Origin of the sequence: Jannaschia sp. S6380, from assembly GCF_023015695.1 — a bacterium.
GTDB lineage: Bacteria > Pseudomonadota > Alphaproteobacteria > Rhodobacterales > Rhodobacteraceae > Jannaschia.
Genome location: NZ_JALKAS010000001.1, coordinates 1435643 through 1459367, shown reverse-complemented (window position 1 = coordinate 1459367; position 23725 = coordinate 1435643). Strand labels below are relative to the sequence as shown.

Genomic DNA, 23725 nt, shown 5'->3' with positions numbered 1-23725 from the left:
CGGGCGCCCCGAGGGGTGCCCATGACTGAGTCCGGCGCGCCACATGTCCCCGTTCTTCTGGCCGCGATTCTCGAAAACGTGGCCCCCGTCAAAGGGCTATGGTTGGATGCGACCATGGGCGCCGGCGGATACACGCGGGGGCTGCTGGAGGCGGGCGCGGACCGGGTGATCGGTCTCGACCGCGATCCGCTGGCTCACCAGATGGCGCGCGAATGGGCGGACGGACGAGTGGTTTTGGTCAAGAACGTGTTCTCGAAGATGGACGAGGTGCCGGAAGCCGCCAATGGCGTGGACGGCGTCGTGCTGGATCTGGGTGTCAGTTCGATGCAGCTCGACCGCGAGGAGCGCGGGTTCAGCTTCATGCGCGACGGCCCGCTCGACATGCGGATGGGTGATGCGGGGCCGACCGCGGCCGATCTCGTGAACGATCTGTCCGAAGGGGCGTTGGCCGACGTCCTGCACCGCTATGGCGAGGAGCGGGCGGCCCGCCGTATCGCGCGCGCCATCGTGCGTCGCCGGGCGGACACCCCGTTCGAGACCACCGGCGAGTTGGCCGAAGTCGTCGCGGCGAACCTGCCCCGGCCCAAGCCCGGCCAGTCGCATCCCGCCACGCGCAGTTTCCAGGCCATCCGCATCGCCGTGAACGACGAGTTCGGCGAGCTGGCCGAAGGGCTTTCCGCGGCCGAACGGGTGCTTCGCCCCGGCGGCTGGCTGGCGGTCGTCACCTTTCATTCTGTCGAGGATCGCGCGGTGAAACGCTTCCTCGCCGACCGTTCCGACCGCGGCGGCGGCGGCAGCCGGCACGCCCCCGAACGCGAGGCGCGCGCCCCCGCCTTCGAGGCCGCCAACAAGGCCATCGCGCCCGACGCGGGCGAGGTCGCGTCCAACCCCCGGGCCAGGTCGGCGCGCCTGCGCCTCGCGCGGCGCACGGAGGCGCCTGCAGGTCGGGTGGAGCGTCGTACGCTCGGCCTGCCCGATCCGGTGAGGCTGGTGGGCGGATGATGCGCGCGTTCCTCTATGCGCTGTCGATCTGCGCGGTCGTCGGCCTGGCGTTCTGGGCCTACGGTTCGGGATACAAGACCCGCGCCACCGAACGCGCGGTCGCCAAACTGGAGCGCGAGATCGGGGCCCGCCATCAGGAGCTGTCGATGCTTCGCGCGGAATGGGCCTATCTGAACCGCCCCGATCGCCTGCACGAACTGGCCGAGATGAACTTCGAGTCGCTGGGCCTGATGCCGCTCGCCCCGGACCATTTCGGCCTGATCGATCAGGTCGGCTATCCCCCGCCCGCGCCCGAATGGCCGGGACAGGATTGGGCCGCGCTGGAGCTGGAGGCCGAAATCGGCGAGGTCATCGTCATGAACCATCGCTTCGGCGCCGACGCCGCCCCGCGGCTGATCGCGCCGCCGACGCTGGCCGATGACGGAGAACAACTGCCGTGAAGCGCTTCTTCGCCCGATTGCCGCGTCGCAGGCGGCCCGCGCTCGCGACCGATCCGTTCGTGCCGGTCACCCCCCGGGGGCCACGGCCACGCCCGGCCGTGGCCGTCCCCCCGCGCGAGAACCCCGAAAAGACCCGCGCGCGGGCCGAGCGTCGCCTGAAGTTCACCGCTGCGTGCTTCATCGCCGGTTTCGCCGTGATCGGGTTGAAGATGGGCGCGATCTCCGCCTCCGAGGCGCGGGAACCAGCGACGGGCGGCTTGTCGGGCGCGGGCATCGTATCGGCGCGGGCCGACATCACCGATCGGCAGGGCCGTGTCCTCGCGACCAACGTGACGGCCACCGCGCTCTATGCGCAGCCGCATCTGATGGTCGATCCGGCCGCCGCCGCCGAGGGGCTGGCCCGCATCTTCCCCGACATGAACGCCGAGACCTGGACACGGCGCTTCACCGGCGGGTCCAAGTTCTACTGGCTCAAGGGCAACATCTCGCCCGAGCAGCAGCAGGCCGTCCACGACCTGGGCGAGCCGGGCCTTCTGTTCGGGCAGCGCGAGATGCGCGTCTATCCCAACGGCCCGCTGGCCAGCCACGTGCTCGGCGGTGCACGCTATGGCGCACAGGACGTCCGCGCCGCCGAGATCAAGGGCGTGGCCGGCGTCGAGGCGGTGTTCGACACCTACCTGCGCGACCCTGCGCGCGAGGGGGCGCCGCTTCGCCTGTCGGTGGATCTATCGGTGCAGACGGCGATGGAGCGCGTGCTCGATTCCGGCCGCCGGCTCATGAACGCGAAGGGCGCGGCCGCGATCCTGATGAACGTGCGCACCGGCGAGATCGTGGCGCTGGCCAGCCTACCGGACTTCGACCCCAACGACCGCCCGCAGGTCCGCACCGAAGGGGATCGCGGCGACGACCCGCTGTTCAACCGTGCGGTGCAGGGCGTCTACGAGCTTGGTTCGACGTTCAAGATCTTCACCGCCGCCCAATCGCTGGAACTCGGCCTGACCAATGCCGGGACGATGATCGACACGACCGGGCCGCTGCGCCAGGGCCGGTTCCGGATCCGGGACTTTCACAACTACGGCGCGCAGCTTTCGGTGACGGACGTGATCGTCAAGTCCTCGAACATCGGCACCGCGCGCATGGCGCTCGACATCGGGGCGGCGCGCCAGCAGGCGTTCCTGCGCTCGCTCGGCTTCTTCGAGGCGACGCCGGTGGAGTTGACCGAGGCACCGGGCGCGCGTCCGATCTTGCCCACGCGCTGGCCCGACATCTCGACCATGACGATCAGCTATGGACACGGGCTGTCGGCCTCGCCGCTGCACCTTGCCACGGCCTATGCGTCCCTTTTGAACGGGGGCACACGCGTCGCGCCGACGCTCCTGGCGCGCGAAGAGGCGCCGGCCCCGGGACCCCGCGTGGTCAGCCCCCGCGTCTCGGCCGAGGCGCGGCACATGTTGCGACAGGTCGTCACCCGGGGCACCGCCTCGCTGGCCGAGGTCGAGGGCTATCAGTTGGCCGGCAAGACCGGCACCGCGGACAAACCCAGCCCGACCGGCGGATATTACGACGACAAGGTCATCACCACCTTCGCCGGTGTCTTTCCCGCACAGGACCCCGAATACGTGATCGTGGTCACTCTGGACGAGCCGTCGGTCCAGGCCGCGGGCGAGGAGCGGCGTACCGCCGGCTGGACCGCCGTTCCCGTCGCATCGGAGGTCGTGCGGCGGATCGCGCCGCTTCTCGGGATGCGGCCCGATTTCGACCCGGGCGCGGACGCCTTCGGTGCATATCTGACACAAGCCGCAGTGCGGTGATGGACGCAGGCGCCGTCGCGCGCTAGGGCGTCCGGCGTCGGGAGACGCGATAGATGCAGAAGACACTATCCGAACTGGGACTGACGGGGCCGGCCGATCTGACCGTGACCGGACTGGCCGTCGACAATCGCAAGGTGCGTGCGGGCGACTTGTTCGCCGCGCTGCCCGGCACCGCCACCCACGGCGCGCGGTTCGCGACCGACGCTCTGGCGCGCGGGGCCGTGGCGGTGCTGACTGACCGCGAAGGCGCCGCCATGTTGCCCGCGGGCGCGACCGCCGTCGTGGTCGAGGACCCGCGCACGGCGCTTGCCTTCGCTGCGGCATTGATGGCCGGGACGCAGCCGGACGTCATGGTCGCGGTTACGGGCACCAACGGCAAGACCAGCGTGGCCAGCTTCACGCGGCAAATCTGGGATTCGCTGGGGCTGACGGCGGCGAATATCGGCACGACCGGGGTGGAGGGGGCCTTTCACGCCCCATCCGGCCATACCACGCCCGAACCTATCACCCTGCATCAGCTATTGGCCGAAATGGCCGATTTCGGCGTGACCCATGCGGCGATGGAGGCCTCCTCCCACGGCCTCGACCAGCGGCGGCTGGAGGCGGTGCGGCTGGCGGCTGCGGGCTTCACCAACCTGACGCAGGACCATCTGGACTATCACGGCACGATGGAGGCGTATCTGGCCGCCAAGGCGGGTCTGTTCGACCGGTTGCTACCAGGCGACGGCATCGCCGTCATCAATCTGGACGATCCGCACGGGCCGGACCTGGCCGCGCAATGCGAAAGCCGCGGGCAGGAGGTCATCGGCACGGGCCGGAACGACGCGGCGCGGCTGCAACTGACGGCGCAGCGGTTCGATGCGACCGGGCAGGAGTTGCTGTTCCGCTGGCAGGGAAGGGCCGCGTCGGTGCGTCTCGACCTGATCGGCGGCTTCCAGGCCGCGAACGCGCTGCTGGCCGCCGGCTTGGTCATCGCCGCGGGCGAGGACCCGGAGGCGGTGTTTGCCGCCTTGCCCAGGCTGGCGAATGTGCGCGGGCGGATGCAACTGGCCGCAACGCGGCGGAACGGGGCGGCGGTGTTCGTGGACTATGCCCACACGCCCGACGCGGTCGCCACCGCCATCCAGGCGCTGCGGCCGCATGTCATGGGACGCATCGTCGCCATCGTGGGCGCCGGCGGCGACCGCGATCGTGGCAAGCGGCCGATGATGGGGCAGGCCGCGGCCGATCATGCCGACATGGTGATCGTCGCCGACGACAATCCACGCTCCGAAGAGCCGGGGGCCATTCGGGCCGAAGTGATGGCAGGCGCCCCCGGAGCCATCGAGATCGGCGACCGGGCCGAGGCGATCCTGCGCGGCGCTGGCATGCTGGAGCCGGGCGACGCACTGCTGGTAATGGGCAAGGGGCATGAGAACGGCCAGACGGTGGGCGATATGGTCCTTCCGTTCGACGATGTGGAACAGGCTTCGATCTCGGTCGCGGCACTCGAAGGGCGGGAGGTATGACGCTCTGGTCGGACCGGAAGGCCGCGGCGGCGACCGGCGGCACGGCGCGCGGCGACTGGTCCGTATCCGGTTTCGCCATCGACAGCCGGGACATCGCGCCCGGCCAGATGTTCGTCGCCCTGAAGGCCGCGCGGGACGGACATGATTTCGTGGGCGCCGCGCTGAAGGCGGGCGCGGGGGCCGCGTTGGTCGATCGGGTGCCCAACGGATGCGAAGATGCGCCGCTCTTGGTCGTGGATGACGTCCAGACCGCACTGGAAGCCCTTGGACGGGCCGGACGGGAGAGGGCGCGGGCCCGGGTCATCGCCGTGACAGGCAGTGTCGGCAAGACCTCCACCAAGGAGATGCTGCGACACTGCCTCTCGGTCCAGGGCACGACGCATGCGGCGATCCGGTCCTACAACAACCATTGGGGCGTGCCCCTGACGCTCGCCTCGATCCCGCCCGATGCCGATTACGCCATCGTCGAAATCGGCATGAACCACCCCGGCGAGATCGCGCCACTGACGCGCCAGGCGGCCCCCCATGTGGCCATGGTCACCAACGTCGCGCCCGTCCATCTGGAGGCCTTCGCCGACGGTCTGGCCGGTATCGCGCGCGAAAAGGCGTCGATTTTCGAGGGGTTGGGGCCCGACGGCCTGGCGCTGTGGAACGCGGATGCGGAGATGCCGGCGGGTTTGGCGCCCGGGCGGCTGGTCACCTTCGGAACCGTCCGCGGCGCGACGTGGCGTCTGTTGGAGGTCAGCCCCGGCGCGGATGGGTCGGCCTGCCTGGCCGAGACGCCGGCAGGCCGGTTAATGTTCCGTATCGGCGCGCCCGGTGCCCATTTTGCGCTGAACGGCCTAGCCGTGCTGGCCGCGATCGACGGGATAGGCGGCGACGTGGCGCGGGCCGCGTTGGCGCTGGCGGACTGGACGCCGCCCGAGGGCCGGGGGCGGCGTCATGCCGTCGTGCTGCACCCCGATGGCCCGCCCGCCGACCTGATCGACGACGCCTACAACGCGAACCCGGCCAGCGTGGGCGCCGCGCTCGATCTGCTTGCCGCGACCGAGGTGCCCCGCCGTGGGCGTCGCATCGCGATCCTGGGCGACATGAAGGAGCTGGGCCCGACCGGCCCCGACCTGCATCGCGCGCTGGCCGATCACCCCGCGACCGGCCAACTGGACGTCGTCCACACCGTCGGGCCGCTGATGCAGGCGCTGCATGAGGCTCTCCACCCCGACCGTCGCGGCGAGCACGCGCCCGATGCCGATGCGATGGCGCGACACCTCAGGGATATGATCCGGCCCGGCGACGCGGTGCTGGTCAAGGGATCACTGTCGATGAAGATGGCCCGGCTCGTGGATGGGTTGAAGGCGCTCGGCGAAGCCGGAACGAAGGGATAGGGAAGACATGTTCTACTGGCTCACGACTTTTTCCGACGGCGGCGGCCTGTTCAACCTGTTCAACTACATCACCGTCCGCGCGGGCGGGGCGTTCTTCACCGCGCTGATCTTCGGGTTCATCTTCGGACGGCCGTTGATAAACCTGCTCCGCAAGCGTCAGGGCCGGGGCCAGCCGATCCGCGACGACGGGCCCGAGACGCACATGGCCAAGGCCGGCACGCCGACGATGGGCGGCGTCCTGATCCTGGGCGCGGTGACGGTCGCCACCCTCATGTTCGGGCGGCTGGACAACCCATATGTCTGGCTGGTCCTCGGCGTCACTATCTGCTTCGGCGCCATCGGGTTCGTGGACGACTACGCCAAGGTCAGCGCCGGAAACCACAAGGGCGTGCCCGGGCGCGTCCGCTTGGCACTGGGGTTCGTCATCGCGCTGGTCGCGGCCCTGGTGGCGATCTGGGTGCATCCCCCGGCGCTGGAAAGCCAGCTGGCCTTTCCGGTCTTCAAGGATGTCCTTCTGAACATGGGTCTGGTGTATATCCCGTTCGTGATGATCGTCATCGTCGGATCCGCGAACGCGGTGAACCTGACCGACGGGCTGGACGGTCTGGCGATCATGCCGGTAATGATCGCGGCGGGCACGCTGGGGGTGATCTCCTATGCGGTGGGGCGGGTCGATTTCACCGAATATCTCGATGTTCACTACGTGCCCGGGACGGGTGAACTTCTGATCTTCAGCGCCGGCCTGATCGGCGGCGGGCTCGGCTTTCTGTGGTACAACGCCCCGCCGGCGGCGGTCTTCATGGGCGATACCGGTTCGCTGGCACTTGGCGGGGCGTTGGGGACGATCGCGGTCGTCACCAAGCACGAGCTGGTCTGGGCGATCATCGGCGGCCTCTTCGTGGTCGAGGCGCTGTCGGTCATCATCCAGGTCCTGTATTTCAAACGGACCGGCAAGCGGGTGTTCCTGATGGCGCCGATCCACCACCACTTCGAAAAGAAGGGCTGGGCTGAGCCGCAGGTCGTCATCCGGTTCTGGATCATCGCACTGATCCTCGCGCTGATCGGGCTGGCCACCTTGAAGGTGCGCTGAGGATGCGGAACCCCCTGGTCGATCGAAAGGGCCCGCCGTTGTCGCTGGGCGTCCGCGCGGCGCGCTGGGGGGCGGCGGCTTTCTTGATCGGGGCCGTGATCCTGGCGGTCCCGATCGTGCAGGGGTACCGCGAAGGGCCGGGCTTTCCCGTCCTCGACCCGTCCCCGTGGGAGGCGCTGAAACAGATGGGCCGCGAAATGGCGATGCAGGAATGATCCCCGTGCGCGGGTTCGAGGGGGCCTCGGTCGCCGTCCTGGGCCTGGGGCGCAGTGGCCTGAGCGCCGCGCGCGCGTTGAGGGCGGGCGGCGCGGATGTGGTCGTCTGGGACGACGGGGCCGGGGCGCGCGATGCCGCCAAGGCCGAGGGATTCGTGATACGCGACCTGACGAAGCCCGGCGCGCTCGATGGCGTCGTCACGCTGGTCACGTCGCCCGGCATCTCCCATCTCTACCCAGCGCCGCATCGCGCAATCCGCGCGGCCTGGGACGCGGGCGTGGCGGTCGACAACGATATCGGACTGTTCTTCCGCTCGCTCGGCCATGATGCCCCCCGGACGGTCGCGATCACAGGATCGAACGGAAAATCGACGACCTCGGCCCTTCTGCATCACGTGCTGACCCAGGCCGGACGGAGGGCGCATCTGGCCGGCAATATCGGGCGTGGCGTGCTGGATCTCGACCCGCCGGGCACGGACGAGATCGTGGTGCTGGAGCTGTCGAGCTATCAGACCGAACTCGCGCGCAGCCTGACGCCGGATGTCGCCGTATTCACGAACCTCTCGCCCGATCATCTGGACCGTCATGCCGGACCGGGGGGGTATTTCGCCGCGAAGCGCCGGTTGTTCGCCGAAGGCGGGCCGGACCGCGCGGTCATCGGCGTCGACGAGGATGAGGGCCGGTTTCTTGCCAACCAGTTGCAGGAGGCGCCGGGCGACGACCGCGTGATCCGGATCTCGACCGCTGCGCTGAAAGGGCCGGGCTGGCAGGTGACGGCAAAGAAGGGCTGGTTGGCCGAGCATCGCAAGGGCCGGCAGGTTGCGTCCGTCGACCTGCGCAATGTGCCGGGCCTGCCGGGGCGGCACAATCACCAGAATGCCTGCGCCGCCTGGGGCGCGGCCCGCGCGCTGGGCCTGTCGCCGCGCGACATCGAGGCGGGGTTGCGATCCTATCCGGGGCTGCCGCATCGCAGCCAGCGGATCGCGGAGCGGGGCGGCGTGACCTTCGTCAACGACTCGAAGGCCACGAATGTCGACGCGGCGGCGCAGGCCCTGCAAGCCTTCGACGGCATCCGCTGGATCTGCGGGGGCCTGCAGAAGGAGGGCGGGCTGGAGGCGCTGCAGCCGCATCTGGGCCGTATCGCCCGCGCCTATGTCATCGGGCGCGAGGCGCAGGCGTTCGCCCTGGCGCTGGGCAGCGGGGTCGAGGCGGAAATCTGCACCGACATGGCCACCGCCGTGGCCCGGGCCGCCGCGGATGCGCGACCGGGCGAGACGGTCCTGCTGGCCCCCGCCGCGGCGAGCTTCGACCAATACGACAGCTTCGAGAAGCGCGGCGAGGATTTCGCGCGGCGCGTGGCGGAACTCGATTAGCGACACGAGGGTTCCTGCCTCGTGCGCTATGTCGAGGAGGTCGTGATGCCCCTGTCCACCATTCGCGTCGAGGACGAGGTTTTCGTGAAGGACGGAAGTGTCGGCATTGGCGCCGTGCGCGAGGTGCGTCCGTCGATCCTGACCGTCTACATCGAAGGCTACGGCGACATCGAGATCGGCCCGGAGAGCGTCGCCTCGGCGCATGACGGCAAGGTATTGCTCCGCCCCGAGACACTGCCATCGGCGGTGCAGGAACGGCTGGATCACATCCACGATGGTGAATACCGCCGGCCGTCCGATCAGGGCGGCGCGCTCTAGGTCGACGCTGCCCGGCCCGCGATCAGGTGCGGGTCGGGGCTTCCAGGCCGGGGATGGCATCGCCATTGCCGTTGGCGCCCGGATAGACCAGGCCCGCCGAAATCACCAGCTTGGCGGCATCTTCGACGGACATGTCCAGCTCGATGATGTCGTCGGCGGGAACGAACAGCAGAAATCCCGAGGTCGGGTTCGGCGTCGTCGGCAGGAAGACCGAGACCATGGACGCCTCGGCCCGGGCGGCGATCTCGCCCTTGGCGGTCGTCGACACGAAGCCGATGGCCCAGATCCCGCGACGCGGGTACTCGACCAGACACGCCGTTTCGAAGCTGGATTGATCCTGCGCGAGGATCGTTTCGGCAATCTGCTTGAGGCCGCTATAGACCGAGCGGACGATGGGCAGGTTCTGGACCAGGTTTTCCGCCTGGCGCAGGATCGACCGACCGATGATGCCCTTGGCCGCCCAGCCCACGAGGAGGGTGAACAGAAGGAAGAACGCAACCCCGATGCCGCGAATGTCGAGGTCGAGGCCGAACTGGTTCAACAGCCAGATGTCCGGGCGATAGCGGAACGGCACGAAGGGCAGGACCCACCCGTCGATCCAGCCGATGACCGACCAGATCAGCCAGAACGTCAGGCCGATCGGGGCGATCACGATCAGACCGGTCAGGAAGTTGTTCCTCAACCGGGCCAGGATGCCAGGGCGCGCGGGGCGCTGGGACTGTTCTTCGCCGAGCTGCATGGAGGCGGTATTCCGTCGTCGGGTCCGGTTCGACATATGACGCGGCTCGCCGACAGACAAGTCGCGAGCCGCACCTGGTCGGTTTCAGTACGTGTCGCCCGATACATAGGTCGCGGCGGCGTCCAACGCGCGGTCCAGCGCCGCCGTCGTGGCCATGCCGTCGACCTCGGCGGCGATATGGGCTGCCATGAACGTGTCGCCCGCCCCGGTCACGCGGGTCACCATCACCGCGCGCGGCGGGCGCGACACCACCCCGTCGGGCCCGGCGCAGGCGGCCGCACGCGGGCCGTCGGTGACCAGCGCGCGGTGCAGGCCGCGTTTGCGCAGCGCGGCGGCGGCCGTCGCGGCGTCCGGCTGCGGCTTGTGAAGCAGCAGTCCCGCTTCCTCGAGGTTGACGTAGAGCGTGGCTAAGGGATGCGACAGGAATGGCAGCAGCCGTTCGGCCTTGCCGGGCGAGGCGGGCGCGATGCGCAGATCGGCCCCGCGGAACCGTGCCGACGTCGCCATCTGCGCCAGTAGGTCCTGCGTGAGGTTGCCGTCGACGGCGATCGGCCCGTCGAACGCCATCGCATCCAGCGGGCGCAGGATCTTGTCGCCCGCAGCCTCGAGCGAGTGGGCGTCGGCGATGGCGGCGATCAGGCCGTTGCCGCCTTCGACGGCCATGTAGACGTCGGTCGGAAGGTCGTCGGAGCGATAGAGGGTCGACGTCACCAGCCCCAGGCGGTCCAGCGCGGCGACCAGTTCGTCGCCCTCGGCGTCGCGACCCACGACCGACAGGAGCGCCGGGGTCATGCCATAGGCGCGGGCGGCCATGGCGATGTTCAGCGCGACGCCGCCGGGAAGGCGGACGATGCGGCCGGGCACGTCCGACCCCTTGTCCATGTGGGCGTTCGAGCGGCCGATCACGTCCCACAGGACCGACCCGATGCAAAGGATATCCGGCGTCATCCGGCCGGGATGCCGCATGCGCGTCGCGGGGTCCAGCCAAACCCGCCGCACCGGCCGCCCCCGGGGGCCGCGTCAGGTGGGCAGGGACCAGCGGGCCTCGTTCGCCTCGATCGCGGCGATGCGGTCGTCGGTCTGCGGATGGCTCATCAACCAGGCGGGGGCGCCGCGGCCGCCGGCGCCGGTCAGACGCGACAGCTTGCGGAACATCTCCTTCTGTGGGGCCGTCCCGATGCCGGCCTTTACCAGCAGGGCGCTGGCATAGGCGTCGGCCTCATACTCGTCCTGGCGCGACAGGCGCGCGGCGACCAGCGAGGCCACCATGTTCGCGAGCCACAGGCCTATGCCGGGGATGACCCGCCCTAGGACGCCCATCAACACGACGCGGATCGCGTTCTGGCCCGAAAAGTCGATCAGCCGCCGCCGCGCGTGGCCAAGGGCCACGTGGCCCAGCTCGTGTGCGACGACGCTGGCCATCTCCTCGGCGGTGACGTCCCCGGCCTCGTAGCGCCGCAGGAAGCCGCGGGTGATGAAGATGCGCCCGTCCGGCGCGGCCAGCCCGTTGACGGGTTCCACCTCATGGACGTTCACCTTGATGCGCGGCACGTCGAGCACCTGCGCCAACCGGCCCAGGACCCGATCCAGATCCGGGTCGCGCAGCGGGGTGGAGGTGCTGTCCATCTGACGCTTCAGACGCCAGGCCGAGAACGCCCACAGGACGAGGCCGTATGCGATCGCGAGCAGGAGGGCGGGCAGCTTTATCATCCCGTCAATATGGGTCCGGCCCCGCCGGATGGGAACAGGACCTGTCGTCGCGACGTCTTCTCCATGACAGGAGGAGACACATGCCCGACTGGTTGACCCCGCTGGTGGACGCCGCGGTGATGGTGCCGTTCATGGTGCTCTGCGTCCGGCTGGCGGGTCTGCGGTCGTTCTCGAAGATGTCGTCCTACGATTTCGCGGTTACGGTCTCGTTCGGGTCGGTGCTTGCGGGGACCGTGCTCAACGCCGGCACGCCGCTCTGGCAGGGGTTGGTCGCGATGGCCGCGTTGTTCGCGGTCCAATGGGCCATCGGATTGGCCCGCTCGCGCATCGACGCGGTGCAAGAGGCGACGGACAACGATCCGCTGCTGCTGATGCACGACGGACGCCTGCTGGAGGGAAACATGGCGTCGGCGCGCATCACGCGATCCGAACTGTCGGCCAAGCTGCGTGAGGCGAACGTGCTGGACCTGGCGTACGTTCGCGCGGTGGTGCTGGAGACCACGGGCGACGTGTCCGTCCTGCATGGCGAGACGTTGCAGCAGGACCTGCTGCACGGGGTGCGGCGGGGCAATCTGGCCAGCGGTGAGGCCCAGCAGGCGCGGCTGGAGCCGGAGGAGGGCTAGCGCGTCAGCAGGCGCATGCCCTTGGCCAGCCCTTCCAGCGTCATGGGCACCATCCGGTCCTCGAATATCTCGCGGATCATGCCGACGGAATGGGTGTGCCGCCAATGCGCGCGGGGCAGGGGATTGATCCACAGGTTGCGCGGCCATTGCGCGCGCGCGCGGTCGAGCCAGACCTGCCCGGCCTCCTCGTTCCAGTGCTCGTTCGCGCCGCCGGCATAGGCAATCTCGTAGGGCGACATGGCGGCGTCGCCGACGAAGATGCAACGGTAATCGGCGCCGTATGTGTTCAACACCTCGCGCGTCGGCAGGACCGCATCCCAGCGCCGACGGTTGTCCTTCCAGACGCCTTCGTAGAGGCAGTTGTGAAAGTAGAAATGCTCGAGCGTGCGGAACTCGGACCGCGCGGCCGAGAACAGCTCCTCCACGACCTTCACATGCGGATCCATGCTGCCGCCCACGTCCAGAAACAGCAGCAGCTTGACGGCGTTGCGGCGTTCCGGGCGGGTGCGGACATCCAGATAGCCGGCCTTGGCCGTCGATCGGATCGTGCCGTCCAGGTCCAGCTCCTCCTCCGCGCCGTCGCGCGCCCAGGCCCGCAGTCGCTTCAGGGCTACCTTGATGTTGCGCGTGCCCAGCTCGACGTCGGAATCGTAGTCGCGGAACGCGCGCTTGTCCCAGACCTTGACGGCCCGCTGGTGCCGGCTTCGGTCCTGTCCGATGCGCACCCCCTCGGGATTGTAGCCGTAGGCGCCGAACGGGGACGTGCCGGCCGTGCCGATCCATTTCGACCCGCCCTGGTGGCGGCCCTGCTGCTCGCGCAGGCGTTCGCGCAGCGTCTCCATCAACTTGTCGAACCCGCCCGCCGCCTTGATCTCGGCGCGCTCCTCGGGGCTGAGGTGCTTTTCGGCCTGTTTGCGCAGCCAGTCCGCCGGAAGGTCGACCGCATCCAGTACATCCTCGGCGGACACCGATTCCAGCCCGTCGAAGGCGGCGGCGAAGGCGCGGTCGAACCTGTCGATATGCCGCTCATCCTTCACCAGCGCCGTGCGGGCGAAGAAGTAGAAGCCCTCGATGTCGAAGGTCACGAGATTGCGGGACATCCCTTCCAGGAACGTCAGATGCTCGCGCAGCGTGACCGGAACCCCAGCCGCGCGCAGGGACGCGAAGAACGTGAGGAACATCTAGATCCGGGCCAGCACGATCAGGGCGAGAAGGCCGATCAGCCCCCCCATAATCGCCCAGACGGCCGCCCATTGCGCGATGTCGAACCCGTTGCCGCGACGCCGGCGGGCCGTGAGGGCGCCCAGCAGGGCACCGATGAGTGCGGTGACGATCGGCAACATGGATCCGGGACTTACGCGCCCGGGCGCAGGCCCGCAACCTCGGCCGAGCGAAGCGCCAGCGCGCCGTCGCCCCAGGCGTAGCGGCCCCACGCGAGCCCCACGCGACGGATGCGGTCGGCCTCGGCCGCGGCGCCCTGCAGGGCCGTCGCCTCGGCCCTCAGCAGCAGCAGCGTGGCCAGCAGTGCTGCGTTCTGGGCCCCGTCCGCCGCCGGTATCGCCCGGTCGAGAAACGCCAGCGCCGCGTCCGCCTGGCCCGAGGACAGGGCGAAGGCCGCCATCTGAAGGCTCGCCTGCGCCGTCTGCAGGCCATTCCCCAGGCTTCCCTCGTAGAGGGCCCCGGCTTCCAGGAAGGCGGCGATCGCGACGTCGCCGTCCAGCGGCAGCGCGGCCCGCCCGAGGGCCAGATGCGAAAAGGCCAGACGCTCGTCCCGCCAGCCGGCCGCTTGTGCCAGCGTCACCGCGTTCTTGGCATGGGCCAGCCGTGCCGTATCGGACCCGCCGGGGTTCAGCGCCCCCTGCAGCGCCGCGTTCCAGTTCGCGGTCGATTCCGGGATCGTGACCCGATCGGCACGCCGCCCGCGCGGATTGACCCGCGCCAGGATCGCCGGCAGGCGGTCTGCCACCTGCTGCTGCGTCATGCCGGAGGACAGCGCATCGTCATACGTCGCGCGCAGGATCGTCATATCGTAGGAGGTCAGGACGACATGCAGGTTGTCGTCGTTGAAGACGGAATGGGGCAGGCGATACAGGTCGTTCAGCGGACCCAGCGCCTGGGCCACCTCCTCATGCAGGCAGTCGCGGATCTCCTGCGGGCTGACATCGGTGGGAAGGAACACGCTGGCGCGGGTGCGCGTGGTCAGGGTGGTCCAGTCGATCTCGGGGCCGAAGCGGCGGCGCAGGTACTCCTTCCACCCGGCGACGCGGGGCACGACGAAACAGGCTGCGCCCGGAACGTGCCGCTGCAACATGGCGCGGGGCAGGGCGCTGACGGTGATCGAGCCGAGCTCGCCCTCGGCGGCGCGGGTGATGTCGATGCCCGCCTCCGCCCGCAGACGGGCGAGAAGGTCGTCGAGATCCGGCTCCAGCGTGGGCGGCACGGGGCCGCCGCCGACGATCTCGACGGCGACGGTGATCGGCCCCTCGAACCGGGTGAAGGTGTCGAGTTGGCGCCCCGTCTCCAGCTGGAACGTCAGGGCCATGAAATCGCGGGCGAGTTGTCCGTTCGGCTGGAGCGGAACGGGAACGTCAGGGCGGCCCGTGAAGCGCCGCATGTCGGGAAGCGTCTGGGCCGAAGCCGCGGTGCTGGCGCGTGCGGCCTGCGGTGCGGTGTGCGACGGCGTGCAGGACGCGAGTGCCATGAGGGTGAGGGCGGCGAGGGTCCGGCGCATCAGACGGGCCGGTCGTAGCGGATGAACGCGGTCTTCCGTCCAATCCGGTCATAGAGCATCCGGCCGGCGTAGTTGAACTCCTGCGTGAGCCAATAGACGCGCGGGGCACCGCGGCGGTCGGCGGCGGCATAGACGGCCTCGATCAGCCGGCGCGCAATGCCTCGACCGCGGGCGGCGGGCACGGTGAACAGATCTTGCAGGTAGCACACGCCCTCGGGCCGCCACAGATTCGGATGGAAGACCCAATGCACGAGGCCCAGCGCCTCGTCCCCCCGCCAGGCCAGGCGGCCGTCGAAACTGGCCGGATCCCGCGACAGAAGGGACGCGAAGGCGGTGTCATGCACGGCGGGTGGCAGGGAGATCCGATAAAAATCGAGATAGGCCGACCAGAGCGTACCCCATGCGTCGCGATCGCCGGCCGCGATCGGCCGAAGTTCGATTGTGTCCGTGTTCATGCCCGATCGTCCGCATCTACGTGCTTTGGGGTGAGGCTAGGCGGGCAATGTGGCGCGAATGGGGCGCTGCCCGATCCCGTTCGCGCCGCCCGTGTTCAGCGTCCGCCGCGGGCCATGAAGGCCAGCCGCTCGAACAGATGCACGTCGGCCTCGTTCTTCAGCAGCGCGCCGTGCAGGCGGGGCAGGGCCGTCGTCGCGTCGGAATTCAGGTCGTCGGGCGACAGATCCTCGGCCAGCAGCAATTTGAGCCAGTCCAGCATCTCGGAGGTCGACGGCTTCTTCTTGAGGCCCCGCTGATCGCGGATCGCAAAGAACTGCGACAACGCGGTCGTCAAGAGGGCAGGCTTGATGCCGGGATGGTGGACCTCCACGATCCGGCGCAGCGTCGCCTCGTCGGGAAAGCTGATGTAGTGGAAGAAGCAGCGGCGCAGGAACGCGTCGGGCAGCTCCTTTTCGTTGTTCGAGGTGATGATGACGATCGGACGGTGCCGGGCGCGGATCGTCTCGCCGGTCTCGTAGACATGGAACTCCATCCGGTCGAGTTCCTGCAGCAGGTCGTTGGGGAATTCGATATCGGCCTTGTCGATCTCATCGATAAGCAGGACCACGCGTTCGTCGGCATCGAATGCCTGCCAGAGCTTGCCGCGCCGGATGTAATTGCCGATGTCGTGCACCCGCGCGTCGCCCAACTGGCTGTCACGCAGACGTGATACGGCATCGTATTCGTACAGCCCCTGCTGCGCGCGCGTCGTGGACTTGACCGACCATTCCAGGATCGTCACGTCCAGCGCGGCCGCGACCTGCCGGGCCAGTTCGGTCTTGCCCGTTCCCGGTTCGCCCTTGACCAGCAGGGGGCGTTCCAGGGTGATCGCCGCGTTGACCGCGACCGTCAGGTCGGCTGTCGCCACATAGTCCTTCGTGCCTTCGAACCGCATTCGCATCCCGCTTTCGTGGCCAATCCGCCGCGCAAACTAGCAGCCGTTCGCGGTAGCGCAACCAATGGCCTGTCGGGCGTGACAAGGCGCCTGACGTGATGTAAGCGCCGGCACAGAGACGTCGGCCAAAAGGGTTCCTCAGACGAATCCGCCCTGCACAACAAGGCCGGCCCGAGGGAGTGACAATGAAAGCCGAGACCTTTCTTCCGAACGACTATACCCCCGCCGAAGACGAGCCGTTCATGAACGAACGCCAGGTGGAGTACTTCCGGCGCAAACTCTTGACCTGGAAGAACGACCTGATGGACGAGACCGAGCGGACGATCGAGGGGCTGCAGGATGCGGCCCGCAGCATTCCCGACATCGCCGATCGCGCCTCCGAGGAGACGGATCGCGCGCTGGAGCTGCGGACCCGCGATCGCCAGCGCAAGCTGATCTCCAAGATCGACTCCGCGTTGCGCCGGATCGACGACGGCGAATACGGCTATTGCGAGAAAACCGGCGAGCCGATCTCTCTCAAGCGGCTGGATGCGCGTCCGATCGCCACGATGACCGTCGAGGCGCAGGAGCGGCACGAGCGGCGCGAGAAGGTTCATCGCGACGACTGACGCGGCCGACGTCACGGTCCTTGGTGGCGGTGTCGCGGGCCTCGCCTGCGCCATTGCCTGCGTCCGGTCCGGCCTTGCCGTCACGTTGCTCGAACAGGCCCCCGCGTTGACCGAGGTCGGCGCCGGCCTGCAGATCGCGCCGAATGGCGGGCGGGTTCTCGACGCCCTGGGGGTCGATCCTCCGGCCATCGATAATCGCGCGGTCCACCTGATCGACGGTCCGACGGGCCGCACGTTAATCCGGATGCCGCTGGGCGACGAATTTCGCCTGATCCATCGCGCCGACCTGATCGATGCCCTCGCCAATAGGGCACGCGCGGCGGGGGTCGACATTCACCTGAACACGCAGGTTGTCGCATTGCGGGACGACGGGCGCGCCCTGATGCTGGCGGACGGCACATCGATTGCCGCCCGCCGTGTCGTCGGCGCCGACGGGGTGCGCGGGGCGGCGCGTCGGTTCGTCGCGCCGGGCCATCAGCCGCGATACACCGGACAGGTCGCTTGGCGCGCCATTGTCCCCGTCGACGCCTGGCCTGGCGAGGCGCAGGTGCATGTCGGCCCTGGACGCCACCTGGTCTGCTATCCGCTGCGCGACGGGCGGAGCCTAAACATCGTCGCGGTCGAGGAGCGGGCGGCCTGGGCCGCGGAAGGATGGTCGCATCGTGACGACCCCGCGGCGCTGCGCCGGGCGTTCGCGGGGTTCGCCCGTCCGGTGCGGGGGATCCTGGACCGGGTGGAAGACGTGCACCTCTGGGGGCTGATGGATCACGGCGCCACACCGGCCTGGTCGCGCGGCGTCTGTACGTTGATCGGCGATGCCGCGCATCCGACGCTGCCGTTCCTGGCCCAGGGCGCCAATCTCGCGCTGGAGGACGGCTGGACCCTCGCGGCGATGCTGGACCGACCGGCGGCGTGGGAAGCCCGGCGCCGCCCCCGTGTCGCGCGGGCCCTGCGCGCGGCGCAGCGGAATGCGGCGAACTATCACCTGACGGGTCCCCGGCGTCGGATCGCGCATGCGGCGTTGCGCATCGCCCACCGCATCGCCCCGGCCGCGCCCCTGAGGGGCTATGCCTGGCTCTACGATCATGACGTCACCCATGGCGATGCGCGGCGGGGGGATCGGGCTGGGGAAAGTGGTGCTGCTGGAGAGAATTGAACTCTCGACCTCTCCCTTACCAAGGGAGTGCTCTACCTCTGAGCTACAGCAGCGTACCGACGGGCGCCGATTAGACCGATCCGCCGGGTGCCGCAACCCCCTTTGCTCGCGCCCCGCTGGACCCTCGCGGACCGTTTGGCTATGTGAGCCCAAGGCAATAGGGGCGGACATGGCCAAGGGCGCGAAACCCACCCGCGAGGATCGGCTGAAGGCCGCGCTGAAGGCCAACATGGCCCGGCGCAAAGCGCAGAAGCGGGGTCGCGAGGCCGAGGAGGCGACCGCGGATTCCGCTCCGGACGAGCAGAAGAGGAACGACAATGGATAGCATCATCGTCACCGGCGGCGGCGCGTTGCACGGCACGATTCCGATCGCGGGCGCCAAGAATGCCTGTCTCACGCTGATGCCCGCGACACTGTTGTCCGAGGAGCCGCTGACGCTGACCAACGCCCCCCGCCTGTCGGACATCCGGACCATGACGACGCTGTTGCAGTCGCTGGGCGCAGAGGTCAGCGCGCTGTCGGACGGGCTGGTCCTGGCGATGTCGAGCCACGACCTGAACGGCGACCGGGCAGATTACGACATCGTCCGCAAGATGCGCGCCTCGATCCTTGTGCTGGGGCCGTTGCTGGCGCGGCTGGGCCACGCGGTCGTGTCGCTGCCCGGGGGCTGCGCCATCGGCGCGCGGCCGGTCGACCTGCATCTTCGCGCGCTGGAAGCCATGGGCGCGGAGCTGGAACTGCGCGACGGCTATGTCCACGCGTCGACGCCGTCCGGCGGCCTGCGCGGGGGCGATGTCGAGTTTCCGTTCGTCTCCGTCGGCGCGACCGAGAACGCGCTGATGGCGGCGACCCTGGCCAAGGGCACGACGCGCTTGAAGAACGCCGCGCAAGAACCCGAAATCGTTGATCTTGCCAAGTGCCTCGGGGCCATGGGCGCGCAGATTTCCGGCGAAGGGACGGACACGATCGAGATCCAGGGCGTCGACCGCCTGCACGGGGCGACGCATCGGGTCGTGACCGACCGGATCGAGCTTGGCACGTACATGCTGGCGCCCCTGATCGCGGGCGGCGAAGTCACGCTGGCCGGCGGGCGGCGCGACCTGCTGGCCGCGTTCTGCGACAAGATCGAACGCGCGGGCGCCGAAGTGACGGATTCGGCGGATGGCCTGACCGTCAAGCGCGCGAACGGACCGATGAAGGCCGTGGACGTCGAGACCGAACCGTTTCCCGGCTTTCCCACCGACCTGCAGGCGCAGATGATGGCGCTGCTCTGCACGGCGCAGGGGACCAGCGTGCTGGAGGAAAAGATCTTCGAGAACCGGTTCATGCACGCCCCCGAACTGATCCGCATGGGGGCGAAGATCGACGTTCATGGCGGGCATGCAACCGTCGAGGGGGTCGAGCGGTTGAAGGGCGCGCCGGTCATGGCGACGGACCTGCGTGCGAGCGTCAGCCTGATCCTGGCCGGCCTGGCCGCCGAGGGGGAGACGCGCGTCAGCCGGGTCTATCATCTGGACCGCGGCTACGAACACGTGGTTGCCAAGCTGCGCGGCGTGGGCGCGAATATCGAACGGGTGAAGGACGATGGCTGAACCGAAGGACGCGCGCTTTCACGATGCCGACGCGGGGCCCCTGCGCCTTTGGGCGACGGATGCCGACGATCTGCAGGTGGTCGCAGCCCTGGTGCAGGACGCCGTGCTGCCCGCCTCGGAGATGACGTGGCAGAAGGGCGCGCGCCGTTTTGCGATGTTGGTCAACCGCTTTCGGTGGGAGCATGGCACGCGCACGCCCGAACGCGTGCAGACGGTGCTGACGGCCAGTGACGTGACGCACGTGCGCGGACAGGGCGTGGTGCCGGGCGATGCCGACACGGTGCTGTCGCTGCTGACGTTGGAGTGGGAGGCGGGAGCGGATGCCGACGGGTGCCTGCGTCTGACCTTCGCCGGGGACGGCGTGGTGGAGGTGGCCTGCGACTGCCTCGACCTGAGGTTGCGCGATGTGACCGCGCCCTATGCGCCCCCGTCGGGCAAGGCGCCCTCGCACCCCGAATGAAGGTCCGTGTGCTGTCGCGGGCGGATGGCGCCACATGGCATGCATTGCTGACCGAAGGCACGGCGCGCTATCCGTGGGCCTTTCTGATGTCGTCTGCCGAAGTGGCGGCGATGTCGGCGGGCAGGATCGACGCGGCGATGGACAGCGGGTCGGTTTTCGGCCTGTTCGACGGCGCGCGGATGATCGGCATCGCGGGTCTACGCATCTCGGATCTGTGCCGCATGCGCCATCGCGCGTCGCTCGGCCCGTTTTACGTGATCCCGGAGGCGCAGGGCACGGGGGCGGCGGATCGGTTTCTGTCAGGTCTTGTTGGCGTGGCACGAGGGCAGGGCGCGGACTGGATCGACCTCTGGGTCGCGGCGTCGAACGGTCGGGCGCGCGCCTTCTACGCGCGCCATGGTTTCGTCGAATGCGGCGTGCGGGTCGATGCCGTGCGCATCGACGGGCGATCCGAGGACGACATTGCCATGGCCCTGCGCCTTGAGGCCGCGACCCCGCCCGTCTAGTCAGGCCCCGATACGCCGCCGCGGAGACGCCCGATGCCCCAATTCCTCGACACCTCCGATGCCGGGTTCGACGCGGCCTTCGCCCGGCTTCTGACCATGAAGCGCGAGGATGCGCCCGACGTGGATGACGCGGTCGCCGCGATCATAGCCGACGTCCGCGCGCGCGGCGATGTGGCGGTCTGCGAATTGACGGAGCGGTTCGACCGGATGCCGCTGACGCCCGATCGCATGCGCATCGCTTTCGCCGAGGTCGACGCGGCCGTGGCGCAGGTGTCGGCCGACGACCGTGCGGCGCTCGAACTCGCGGCCGACCGCATCCGTACCTATCACGAACGCCAGATGCCCGAGGATGCGTCCTGGACCGATGACACCGGGGCCACGCTGGGCTGGCGCTGGGGGCCGGTCGACGCGGCGGGGCTTTATGTGCCCGGCGGGCTTGCCTCCTACCCGTCATCGGTGCTGATGAACGCGATCCCGGCCCGCGTGGCCGGAGTTGGGCGGCTGGTGATGTGCGTGCCGACGCCGGATGGCGTGCTGAACCCGCTCGTCCTGCTGGCCGCGCGGATCGCGGGCGTCTCGGAGATCTATCGCATCGGCGGCGCGCAGGCCGTGGCCGCAATGGCCTACGGAACCGGTACCATCGCCCCCGTCGACAAGATCACCGGTCCAGGAAACGCCTATGTTGCCGCCGCCAAGCGCCGGGTCTTCGGTCGGGTGGGCATCGACATGATCGCGGGCCCGTCCGAGATCCTGATAGTCGCGGATGGCGACAACGACCCGGATTGGATCGCCGTGGACCTGCTGAGCCAGGCGGAACACGACGAGAGCGCGCAGTCGATCCTGCTGACCGACGACGCGGCATTCGGGCGGGCCGTGGCCGATGCGGTGGAGCGACGGCTGGAGACGTTAGAGCGTCGGGCCATCGCGGGGGTCAGTTGGCGCGATTTCGGCGCCGTCGTCACGGTCCGCGACCTTGACGAGGCAGCGGCGCTGTCGAACCGGATCGCGCCCGAACACCTGGAGCTGGCCGTGGCTGACCCGGACGCGCTGGCCGCCAGTATCACCCATGCCGGCGCGATCTTCCTGGGCCAGTGGACGCCCGAGGCGATCGGCGACTATGTCGGCGGTCCGAACCATGTCCTGCCCACGGCGCGGTCGGCGCGTTTCTCGTCGGGGCTGTCGGTTCTGGATTTCCTGAAGCGCACGACGATGGCGCGGATGACGCCCGAGAGCCTCGCCGCCATCGGGCCGGCCGCCGTGCGCCTCGCCGGATCGGAATCGCTTCAGGCGCATGGCGTTTCGGTACAGGCGCGGCTGGATCGGCTGAATTCCTAGTCCGAACCGCCGCATCCCACAGATTCCCGCCATGGCGCACTTGTCACCGCCGCCGCCGCACAGCACGTTGCCGCCATGACCGCCCGCATCGCCAACATCCATATCGACGACGCCAACCTTCCGACCCCCACGCCGGAGATCGCGCAGGAGCGGGCCGTCGCGATCTTCGACCTGCTCGAGGAGAACAGCTTCGCGCTCGCCGCTGAGGGCGCGCCCGACGGGCCCTACGACCTCAGCCTTGCCATACGGGAGCGGCGGCTCGTCTTCGATCTGTCGACCGAGTCGGAGAAGGCGGGGGAGTTTCACCTGTCGCTCGGGCCGTTCCGGCAGGTGGTCAAGGACTATTGGCAGATCTGCGAAGCCTATTTCGATGCCGTCAAGAAGCTGCCGCCCAGCCAGATCGAGGCGATCGACATGGCGCGCCGCGGCATCCACAACGAGGGCGCGCGCATCCTGCAGGAGCGGCTGGAAGGCAAGGCCGAGATCGACACGGATACCTCGCGCCGCTTGTTCACCCTGATCTGCGTCCTTCATTTCGGGGGCTGACGGGGTGGGGGCGCCGCAATCGGTGTTGTTCTGCTGCGACCACAATGCCGTCCGATCCCCCATGGCCGAGGGACTTATGAAGAAGATGCACGGTCATGCCATCTATGTTCAATCGGCAGGCGTCCGCAACGATCTGGAGATCGACGGTTTCGCCATCGCGGTCTGCGGCGAGATCGGCGTGGAGCTGTCGCGCCACCGGACACGCAGCTTCGACGAGATGCGTGAATGGGGCGATGACCTGGAGGGGTTCGATCTGATCGTGGCCCTGTCGCCCGCGTCGCAACGGATGGCGCAGGAACTGGCACGGCATGCCCATATCGAGGTGGAGTACTGGCCGATCATGGACCCGACCGGGCTGGGCGAGACGCGGGAGGAAAAGTTGCGCAGCTATCGCCAGACGCGCGACCAGATCGCGTCGCGGCTGGAGGAGCGATTCGAGTGAGCGGCCTGAAGGGGGTTCCGGACCCCTCTCGACCGACAGAGTTCGACGGAGTTGTCTGCGATCGGCCGCGCGCCAGGCGCGACGGATGACGAGGCCTTCGTGGAGCCGTGGCGGCAGTATTGCCGTGGAAAGAACTGTCCGAGCGCATCCCTGCTTGCAAGGAAGGGTTCGGGCCGAATAATTCCCTGGTGCGGCAGGCCAAAGACATTCGAGTATCAACGCGTTGGGGCTGCCGACCTGTCGATAACGGGACGATGTGTCGATGAATGGCACAGTCCTTCGGGCCCCGGATGCCTGGGGCAGAAACAGGCGACTTCGCCCGATCGTCTCTCGCGAAAGGCGGATGTCGGGGCTGCGCGCGGCGAAGGTCGCCGGGCGGATGGGGAGCGTCCGCGCGGCCGTGATCCGTCGGGTTTGGATGTTCTGGCAGATCCGGGACCGTGTGCGCGACCTTGACCCTTGAATAATTCCGCGATCTGCCCCATCTAGCCGCATCCCGCCGCAAGGCGACGTATCAGGAGAGACCATGGCCAAGGAAGAGATGCTCGAATTCCCCGGCGTCGTGAAGGAACTCCTGCCGAACGCGACATTCCGGGTCGAACTCGAGAACGGCCATGAGATCATCGCGCACACGGCGGGAAAGATGCGGAAGAACCGCATTCGCGTCCTTGCCGGCGACAAGGTGCAGGTGGAGATGACGCCCTACGACCTGTCGAAGGGCCGCATCAACTATCGCTTCAAGTAA

General features: G+C 68.8%; 28 protein-coding genes and 1 tRNA gene. 20 read left to right on the top strand and 9 right to left on the bottom strand.

Annotated elements, in window-relative coordinates:
• The first annotated feature begins 21 nt into the window (after window positions 1-21).
• From rsmH to MWU52_RS07420, 9 genes are read left to right on the top strand one after another with little or no spacing between them, the layout of a single operon-like run.
• Window positions 22-1002, top strand: a complete 981-nt coding sequence (gene rsmH, locus MWU52_RS07460) for a 16S rRNA (cytosine(1402)-N(4))-methyltransferase RsmH (protein ID WP_246950790.1) — start codon at window positions 22-24, stop codon at window positions 1000-1002.
• Window positions 999-1442 (top strand): hypothetical protein, encoded by a 444-nt coding sequence (locus MWU52_RS07455; RefSeq protein WP_246950789.1) that lies wholly within the window; start codon window positions 999-1001, stop codon window positions 1440-1442. Before rsmH ends, MWU52_RS07455 begins: the two co-directional genes overlap by 4 nt.
• The gene (locus MWU52_RS07450) at window positions 1439-3253 is read left to right on the top strand and encodes a penicillin-binding protein 2 (protein WP_246950788.1); all 1815 of its coding nucleotides are present in this window, start codon (window positions 1439-1441) and stop codon (window positions 3251-3253) included. Before MWU52_RS07455 ends, MWU52_RS07450 begins: the two co-directional genes overlap by 4 nt.
• A 53-nt stretch (window positions 3254-3306) precedes the next feature.
• Window positions 3307-4761, top strand: coding sequence for a UDP-N-acetylmuramoyl-L-alanyl-D-glutamate--2,6-diaminopimelate ligase (locus tag MWU52_RS07445; protein ID WP_246950787.1), 1455 nt, complete (start codon window positions 3307-3309; stop codon window positions 4759-4761).
• Complete coding sequence (gene murF, locus MWU52_RS07440) at window positions 4758-6146, top strand: UDP-N-acetylmuramoyl-tripeptide--D-alanyl-D-alanine ligase (protein WP_246950786.1); 1389 nt, start codon at window positions 4758-4760, stop codon at window positions 6144-6146. Before MWU52_RS07445 ends, murF begins: the two co-directional genes overlap by 4 nt.
• A gap of 7 nt (window positions 6147-6153) precedes the next feature.
• The gene (mraY, locus tag MWU52_RS07435) at window positions 6154-7236 is read left to right on the top strand and encodes a phospho-N-acetylmuramoyl-pentapeptide-transferase (protein ID WP_246950785.1); all 1083 of its coding nucleotides are present in this window, start codon (window positions 6154-6156) and stop codon (window positions 7234-7236) included.
• Window positions 7237-7238: 2 nt separating this feature from the next.
• Complete coding sequence (locus MWU52_RS07430) at window positions 7239-7451, top strand: hypothetical protein (RefSeq protein WP_246950783.1); 213 nt, start codon at window positions 7239-7241, stop codon at window positions 7449-7451.
• The gene (murD, locus tag MWU52_RS07425) at window positions 7448-8824 is read left to right on the top strand and encodes a UDP-N-acetylmuramoyl-L-alanine--D-glutamate ligase (protein ID WP_246950780.1); all 1377 of its coding nucleotides are present in this window, start codon (window positions 7448-7450) and stop codon (window positions 8822-8824) included. The genes MWU52_RS07430 and murD overlap by 4 nt, the downstream gene beginning before the upstream one ends.
• A gap of 45 nt (window positions 8825-8869) precedes the next feature.
• Window positions 8870-9142, top strand: coding sequence for a hypothetical protein (locus MWU52_RS07420; RefSeq protein WP_246950778.1), 273 nt, complete (start codon window positions 8870-8872; stop codon window positions 9140-9142).
• Between the two features lie 22 nt (window positions 9143-9164).
• On the opposite strand, the gene MWU52_RS07415 is transcribed toward MWU52_RS07420, so the two are convergent.
• The 3 genes from MWU52_RS07415 to MWU52_RS07405 form a co-directional block, all read right to left on the bottom strand.
• A complete protein-coding gene (locus MWU52_RS07415) occupies window positions 9165-9881 on the bottom strand; it encodes a DUF502 domain-containing protein (RefSeq protein ID WP_246950776.1) in 717 nt (238 codons plus the stop codon).
• Between the two features lie 84 nt (window positions 9882-9965).
• The gene (locus MWU52_RS07410; protein ID WP_246950775.1) at window positions 9966-10829 is read right to left on the bottom strand and encodes a PfkB family carbohydrate kinase; all 864 of its coding nucleotides are present in this window, start codon (window positions 10827-10829) and stop codon (window positions 9966-9968) included.
• A gap of 72 nt (window positions 10830-10901) precedes the next feature.
• Window positions 10902-11591, bottom strand: a complete 690-nt coding sequence (locus tag MWU52_RS07405; protein WP_246950773.1) for a M48 family metallopeptidase — start codon at window positions 11589-11591, stop codon at window positions 10902-10904.
• An 80-nt stretch (window positions 11592-11671) separates the two neighbouring features.
• Here MWU52_RS07405 and MWU52_RS07400 point away from each other — a divergent pair, with 80 nt between their 5' ends.
• Complete coding sequence (locus MWU52_RS07400; RefSeq protein ID WP_246950771.1) at window positions 11672-12214, top strand: YetF domain-containing protein; 543 nt, start codon at window positions 11672-11674, stop codon at window positions 12212-12214.
• Here the strand turns inward: MWU52_RS07400 and MWU52_RS07395 are convergent.
• The 5 genes from MWU52_RS07395 to MWU52_RS07375 all read right to left on the bottom strand — a co-directional run bounded on the left by MWU52_RS07395 (window position 12211) and on the right by MWU52_RS07375 (window position 16335).
• Entirely contained in the window at window positions 12211-13395 is a 1185-nt protein-coding gene (locus MWU52_RS07395) for a VWA domain-containing protein (protein WP_246950769.1), read from the bottom strand. The genes MWU52_RS07400 and MWU52_RS07395 overlap by 4 nt on opposite strands.
• The gene (locus tag MWU52_RS07390; protein ID WP_246950767.1) at window positions 13396-13557 is read right to left on the bottom strand and encodes an apolipoprotein acyltransferase; all 162 of its coding nucleotides are present in this window, start codon (window positions 13555-13557) and stop codon (window positions 13396-13398) included.
• Window positions 13558-13568: 11 nt separating this feature from the next.
• Window positions 13569-14945 (bottom strand): DUF2927 domain-containing protein, encoded by a 1377-nt coding sequence (locus MWU52_RS07385; protein ID WP_246950766.1) that lies wholly within the window; start codon window positions 14943-14945, stop codon window positions 13569-13571.
• Window positions 14945-15400 carry a GNAT family N-acetyltransferase gene (locus MWU52_RS07380; RefSeq protein ID WP_246950764.1) on the bottom strand — a complete coding sequence of 152 codons (456 nt, stop codon included), beginning with the start codon at window positions 15398-15400 and terminating at the stop codon, window positions 14945-14947. Before MWU52_RS07380 ends, MWU52_RS07385 begins: the two co-directional genes overlap by 1 nt.
• 95 nt (window positions 15401-15495) lie before the next feature.
• On the bottom strand, window positions 15496-16335 hold the full coding sequence (locus tag MWU52_RS07375; RefSeq protein ID WP_246950763.1) for a MoxR family ATPase: 840 nt from the start codon (window positions 16333-16335) through the stop codon (window positions 15496-15498).
• A gap of 185 nt (window positions 16336-16520) precedes the next feature.
• On the opposite strand from MWU52_RS07375, the gene dksA reads away from it, so the two are divergent.
• Both dksA and MWU52_RS07365 read left to right on the top strand, forming a co-directional pair.
• Window positions 16521-16943, top strand: coding sequence for an RNA polymerase-binding protein DksA (gene dksA / locus MWU52_RS07370; protein ID WP_246950762.1), 423 nt, complete (start codon window positions 16521-16523; stop codon window positions 16941-16943).
• Complete coding sequence (locus MWU52_RS07365; protein WP_246952799.1) at window positions 16930-18099, top strand: FAD-dependent monooxygenase; 1170 nt, start codon at window positions 16930-16932, stop codon at window positions 18097-18099. Before dksA ends, MWU52_RS07365 begins: the two co-directional genes overlap by 14 nt.
• Here the strand turns inward: MWU52_RS07365 and MWU52_RS07360 are convergent.
• Window positions 18078-18152, bottom strand: a tRNA-Thr gene (locus MWU52_RS07360). The two genes, MWU52_RS07365 and MWU52_RS07360, sit on opposite strands and share 22 nt — an antisense overlap.
• 116 nt (window positions 18153-18268) lie before the next feature.
• Here MWU52_RS07360 and MWU52_RS07355 point away from each other — a divergent pair.
• The 8 genes from MWU52_RS07355 to infA all read left to right on the top strand — a co-directional run bounded on the left by MWU52_RS07355 (window position 18269) and on the right by infA (window position 23725).
• On the top strand, window positions 18269-18424 hold the full coding sequence (locus MWU52_RS07355) for a hypothetical protein (RefSeq protein ID WP_246950761.1): 156 nt from the start codon (window positions 18269-18271) through the stop codon (window positions 18422-18424).
• Window positions 18417-19691: a UDP-N-acetylglucosamine 1-carboxyvinyltransferase gene (gene murA / locus MWU52_RS07350; protein WP_246950760.1), complete on the top strand. Its 1275-nt coding sequence runs from the start codon at window positions 18417-18419 to the stop codon at window positions 19689-19691. Before MWU52_RS07355 ends, murA begins: the two co-directional genes overlap by 8 nt.
• On the top strand, window positions 19684-20151 hold the full coding sequence (locus tag MWU52_RS07345; RefSeq protein WP_246950758.1) for a DUF2948 family protein: 468 nt from the start codon (window positions 19684-19686) through the stop codon (window positions 20149-20151). The genes murA and MWU52_RS07345 overlap by 8 nt, the downstream gene beginning before the upstream one ends.
• The gene (locus tag MWU52_RS07340; RefSeq protein ID WP_246950757.1) at window positions 20148-20657 is read left to right on the top strand and encodes a GNAT family N-acetyltransferase; all 510 of its coding nucleotides are present in this window, start codon (window positions 20148-20150) and stop codon (window positions 20655-20657) included. The genes MWU52_RS07345 and MWU52_RS07340 overlap by 4 nt, the downstream gene beginning before the upstream one ends.
• A 33-nt stretch (window positions 20658-20690) precedes the next feature.
• Window positions 20691-21992, top strand: coding sequence for a histidinol dehydrogenase (gene hisD, locus MWU52_RS07335; protein ID WP_246950754.1), 1302 nt, complete (start codon window positions 20691-20693; stop codon window positions 21990-21992).
• Between the two features lie 75 nt (window positions 21993-22067).
• Entirely contained in the window at window positions 22068-22538 is a 471-nt protein-coding gene (locus MWU52_RS07330) for a UPF0262 family protein (RefSeq protein ID WP_246950752.1), read from the top strand.
• Window positions 22539-22542: 4 nt separating this feature from the next.
• Window positions 22543-22980, top strand: a complete 438-nt coding sequence (locus tag MWU52_RS07325) for a low molecular weight phosphatase family protein (RefSeq protein ID WP_348645497.1) — start codon at window positions 22543-22545, stop codon at window positions 22978-22980.
• Between the two features lie 526 nt (window positions 22981-23506).
• Entirely contained in the window at window positions 23507-23725 is a 219-nt protein-coding gene (infA, locus tag MWU52_RS07320; protein WP_055681185.1) for a translation initiation factor IF-1, read from the top strand.

Bases quoted from the DNA above. Each gene is read 5' to 3' on its own strand.
- MWU52_RS07385 (WP_246950766.1), bottom strand. From the start codon at position 14,945: ATGCGCCGGACCCTCGCCGCCCTCACCCTCATGGCACTCGCGTCCTGC.
- MWU52_RS07390 (WP_246950767.1), bottom strand. From the start codon at position 13,557: ATGTTGCCGATCGTCACCGCACTCATCGGTGCCCTGCTGGGCGCCCTC.
- MWU52_RS07420 (WP_246950778.1), top strand. From the start codon at position 8,870: ATGCCCCTGTCCACCATTCGCGTCGAGGACGAGGTTTTCGTGAAGGAC.
- MWU52_RS07375 (WP_246950763.1), bottom strand. From the start codon at position 16,335: ATGCGGTTCGAAGGCACGAAGGACTATGTGGCGACAGCCGACCTGACG.
- murD (WP_246950780.1), top strand. From the start codon at position 7,448: ATGATCCCCGTGCGCGGGTTCGAGGGGGCCTCGGTCGCCGTCCTGGGC.
- MWU52_RS07340 (WP_246950757.1), top strand. From the start codon at position 20,148: ATGAAGGTCCGTGTGCTGTCGCGGGCGGATGGCGCCACATGGCATGCA.
- MWU52_RS07355 (WP_246950761.1), top strand. From the start codon at position 18,269: ATGGCCAAGGGCGCGAAACCCACCCGCGAGGATCGGCTGAAGGCCGCG.
- murA (WP_246950760.1), top strand. From the start codon at position 18,417: ATGGATAGCATCATCGTCACCGGCGGCGGCGCGTTGCACGGCACGATT.
- MWU52_RS07395 (WP_246950769.1), bottom strand. From the start codon at position 13,395: ATGTTCCTCACGTTCTTCGCGTCCCTGCGCGCGGCTGGGGTTCCGGTC.
- MWU52_RS07405 (WP_246950773.1), bottom strand. From the start codon at position 11,591: ATGATAAAGCTGCCCGCCCTCCTGCTCGCGATCGCATACGGCCTCGTC.
- hisD (WP_246950754.1), top strand. From the start codon at position 20,691: ATGCCCCAATTCCTCGACACCTCCGATGCCGGGTTCGACGCGGCCTTC.
- MWU52_RS07455 (WP_246950789.1), top strand. From the start codon at position 999: ATGATGCGCGCGTTCCTCTATGCGCTGTCGATCTGCGCGGTCGTCGGC.
- MWU52_RS07380 (WP_246950764.1), bottom strand. From the start codon at position 15,400: ATGAACACGGACACAATCGAACTTCGGCCGATCGCGGCCGGCGATCGC.
- MWU52_RS07445 (WP_246950787.1), top strand. From the start codon at position 3,307: ATGCAGAAGACACTATCCGAACTGGGACTGACGGGGCCGGCCGATCTG.
- MWU52_RS07415 (WP_246950776.1), bottom strand. From the start codon at position 9,881: ATGCAGCTCGGCGAAGAACAGTCCCAGCGCCCCGCGCGCCCTGGCATC.
- dksA (WP_246950762.1), top strand. From the start codon at position 16,521: ATGAAAGCCGAGACCTTTCTTCCGAACGACTATACCCCCGCCGAAGAC.
- MWU52_RS07400 (WP_246950771.1), top strand. From the start codon at position 11,672: ATGCCCGACTGGTTGACCCCGCTGGTGGACGCCGCGGTGATGGTGCCG.
- mraY (WP_246950785.1), top strand. From the start codon at position 6,154: ATGTTCTACTGGCTCACGACTTTTTCCGACGGCGGCGGCCTGTTCAAC.
- MWU52_RS07430 (WP_246950783.1), top strand. From the start codon at position 7,239: ATGCGGAACCCCCTGGTCGATCGAAAGGGCCCGCCGTTGTCGCTGGGC.
- MWU52_RS07410 (WP_246950775.1), bottom strand. From the start codon at position 10,829: ATGACGCCGGATATCCTTTGCATCGGGTCGGTCCTGTGGGACGTGATC.
- murF (WP_246950786.1), top strand. From the start codon at position 4,758: ATGACGCTCTGGTCGGACCGGAAGGCCGCGGCGGCGACCGGCGGCACG.
- MWU52_RS07330 (WP_246950752.1), top strand. From the start codon at position 22,068: ATGACCGCCCGCATCGCCAACATCCATATCGACGACGCCAACCTTCCG.
- rsmH (WP_246950790.1), top strand. From the start codon at position 22: ATGACTGAGTCCGGCGCGCCACATGTCCCCGTTCTTCTGGCCGCGATT.
- infA (WP_055681185.1), top strand. From the start codon at position 23,507: ATGGCCAAGGAAGAGATGCTCGAATTCCCCGGCGTCGTGAAGGAACTC.
- MWU52_RS07345 (WP_246950758.1), top strand. From the start codon at position 19,684: ATGGCTGAACCGAAGGACGCGCGCTTTCACGATGCCGACGCGGGGCCC.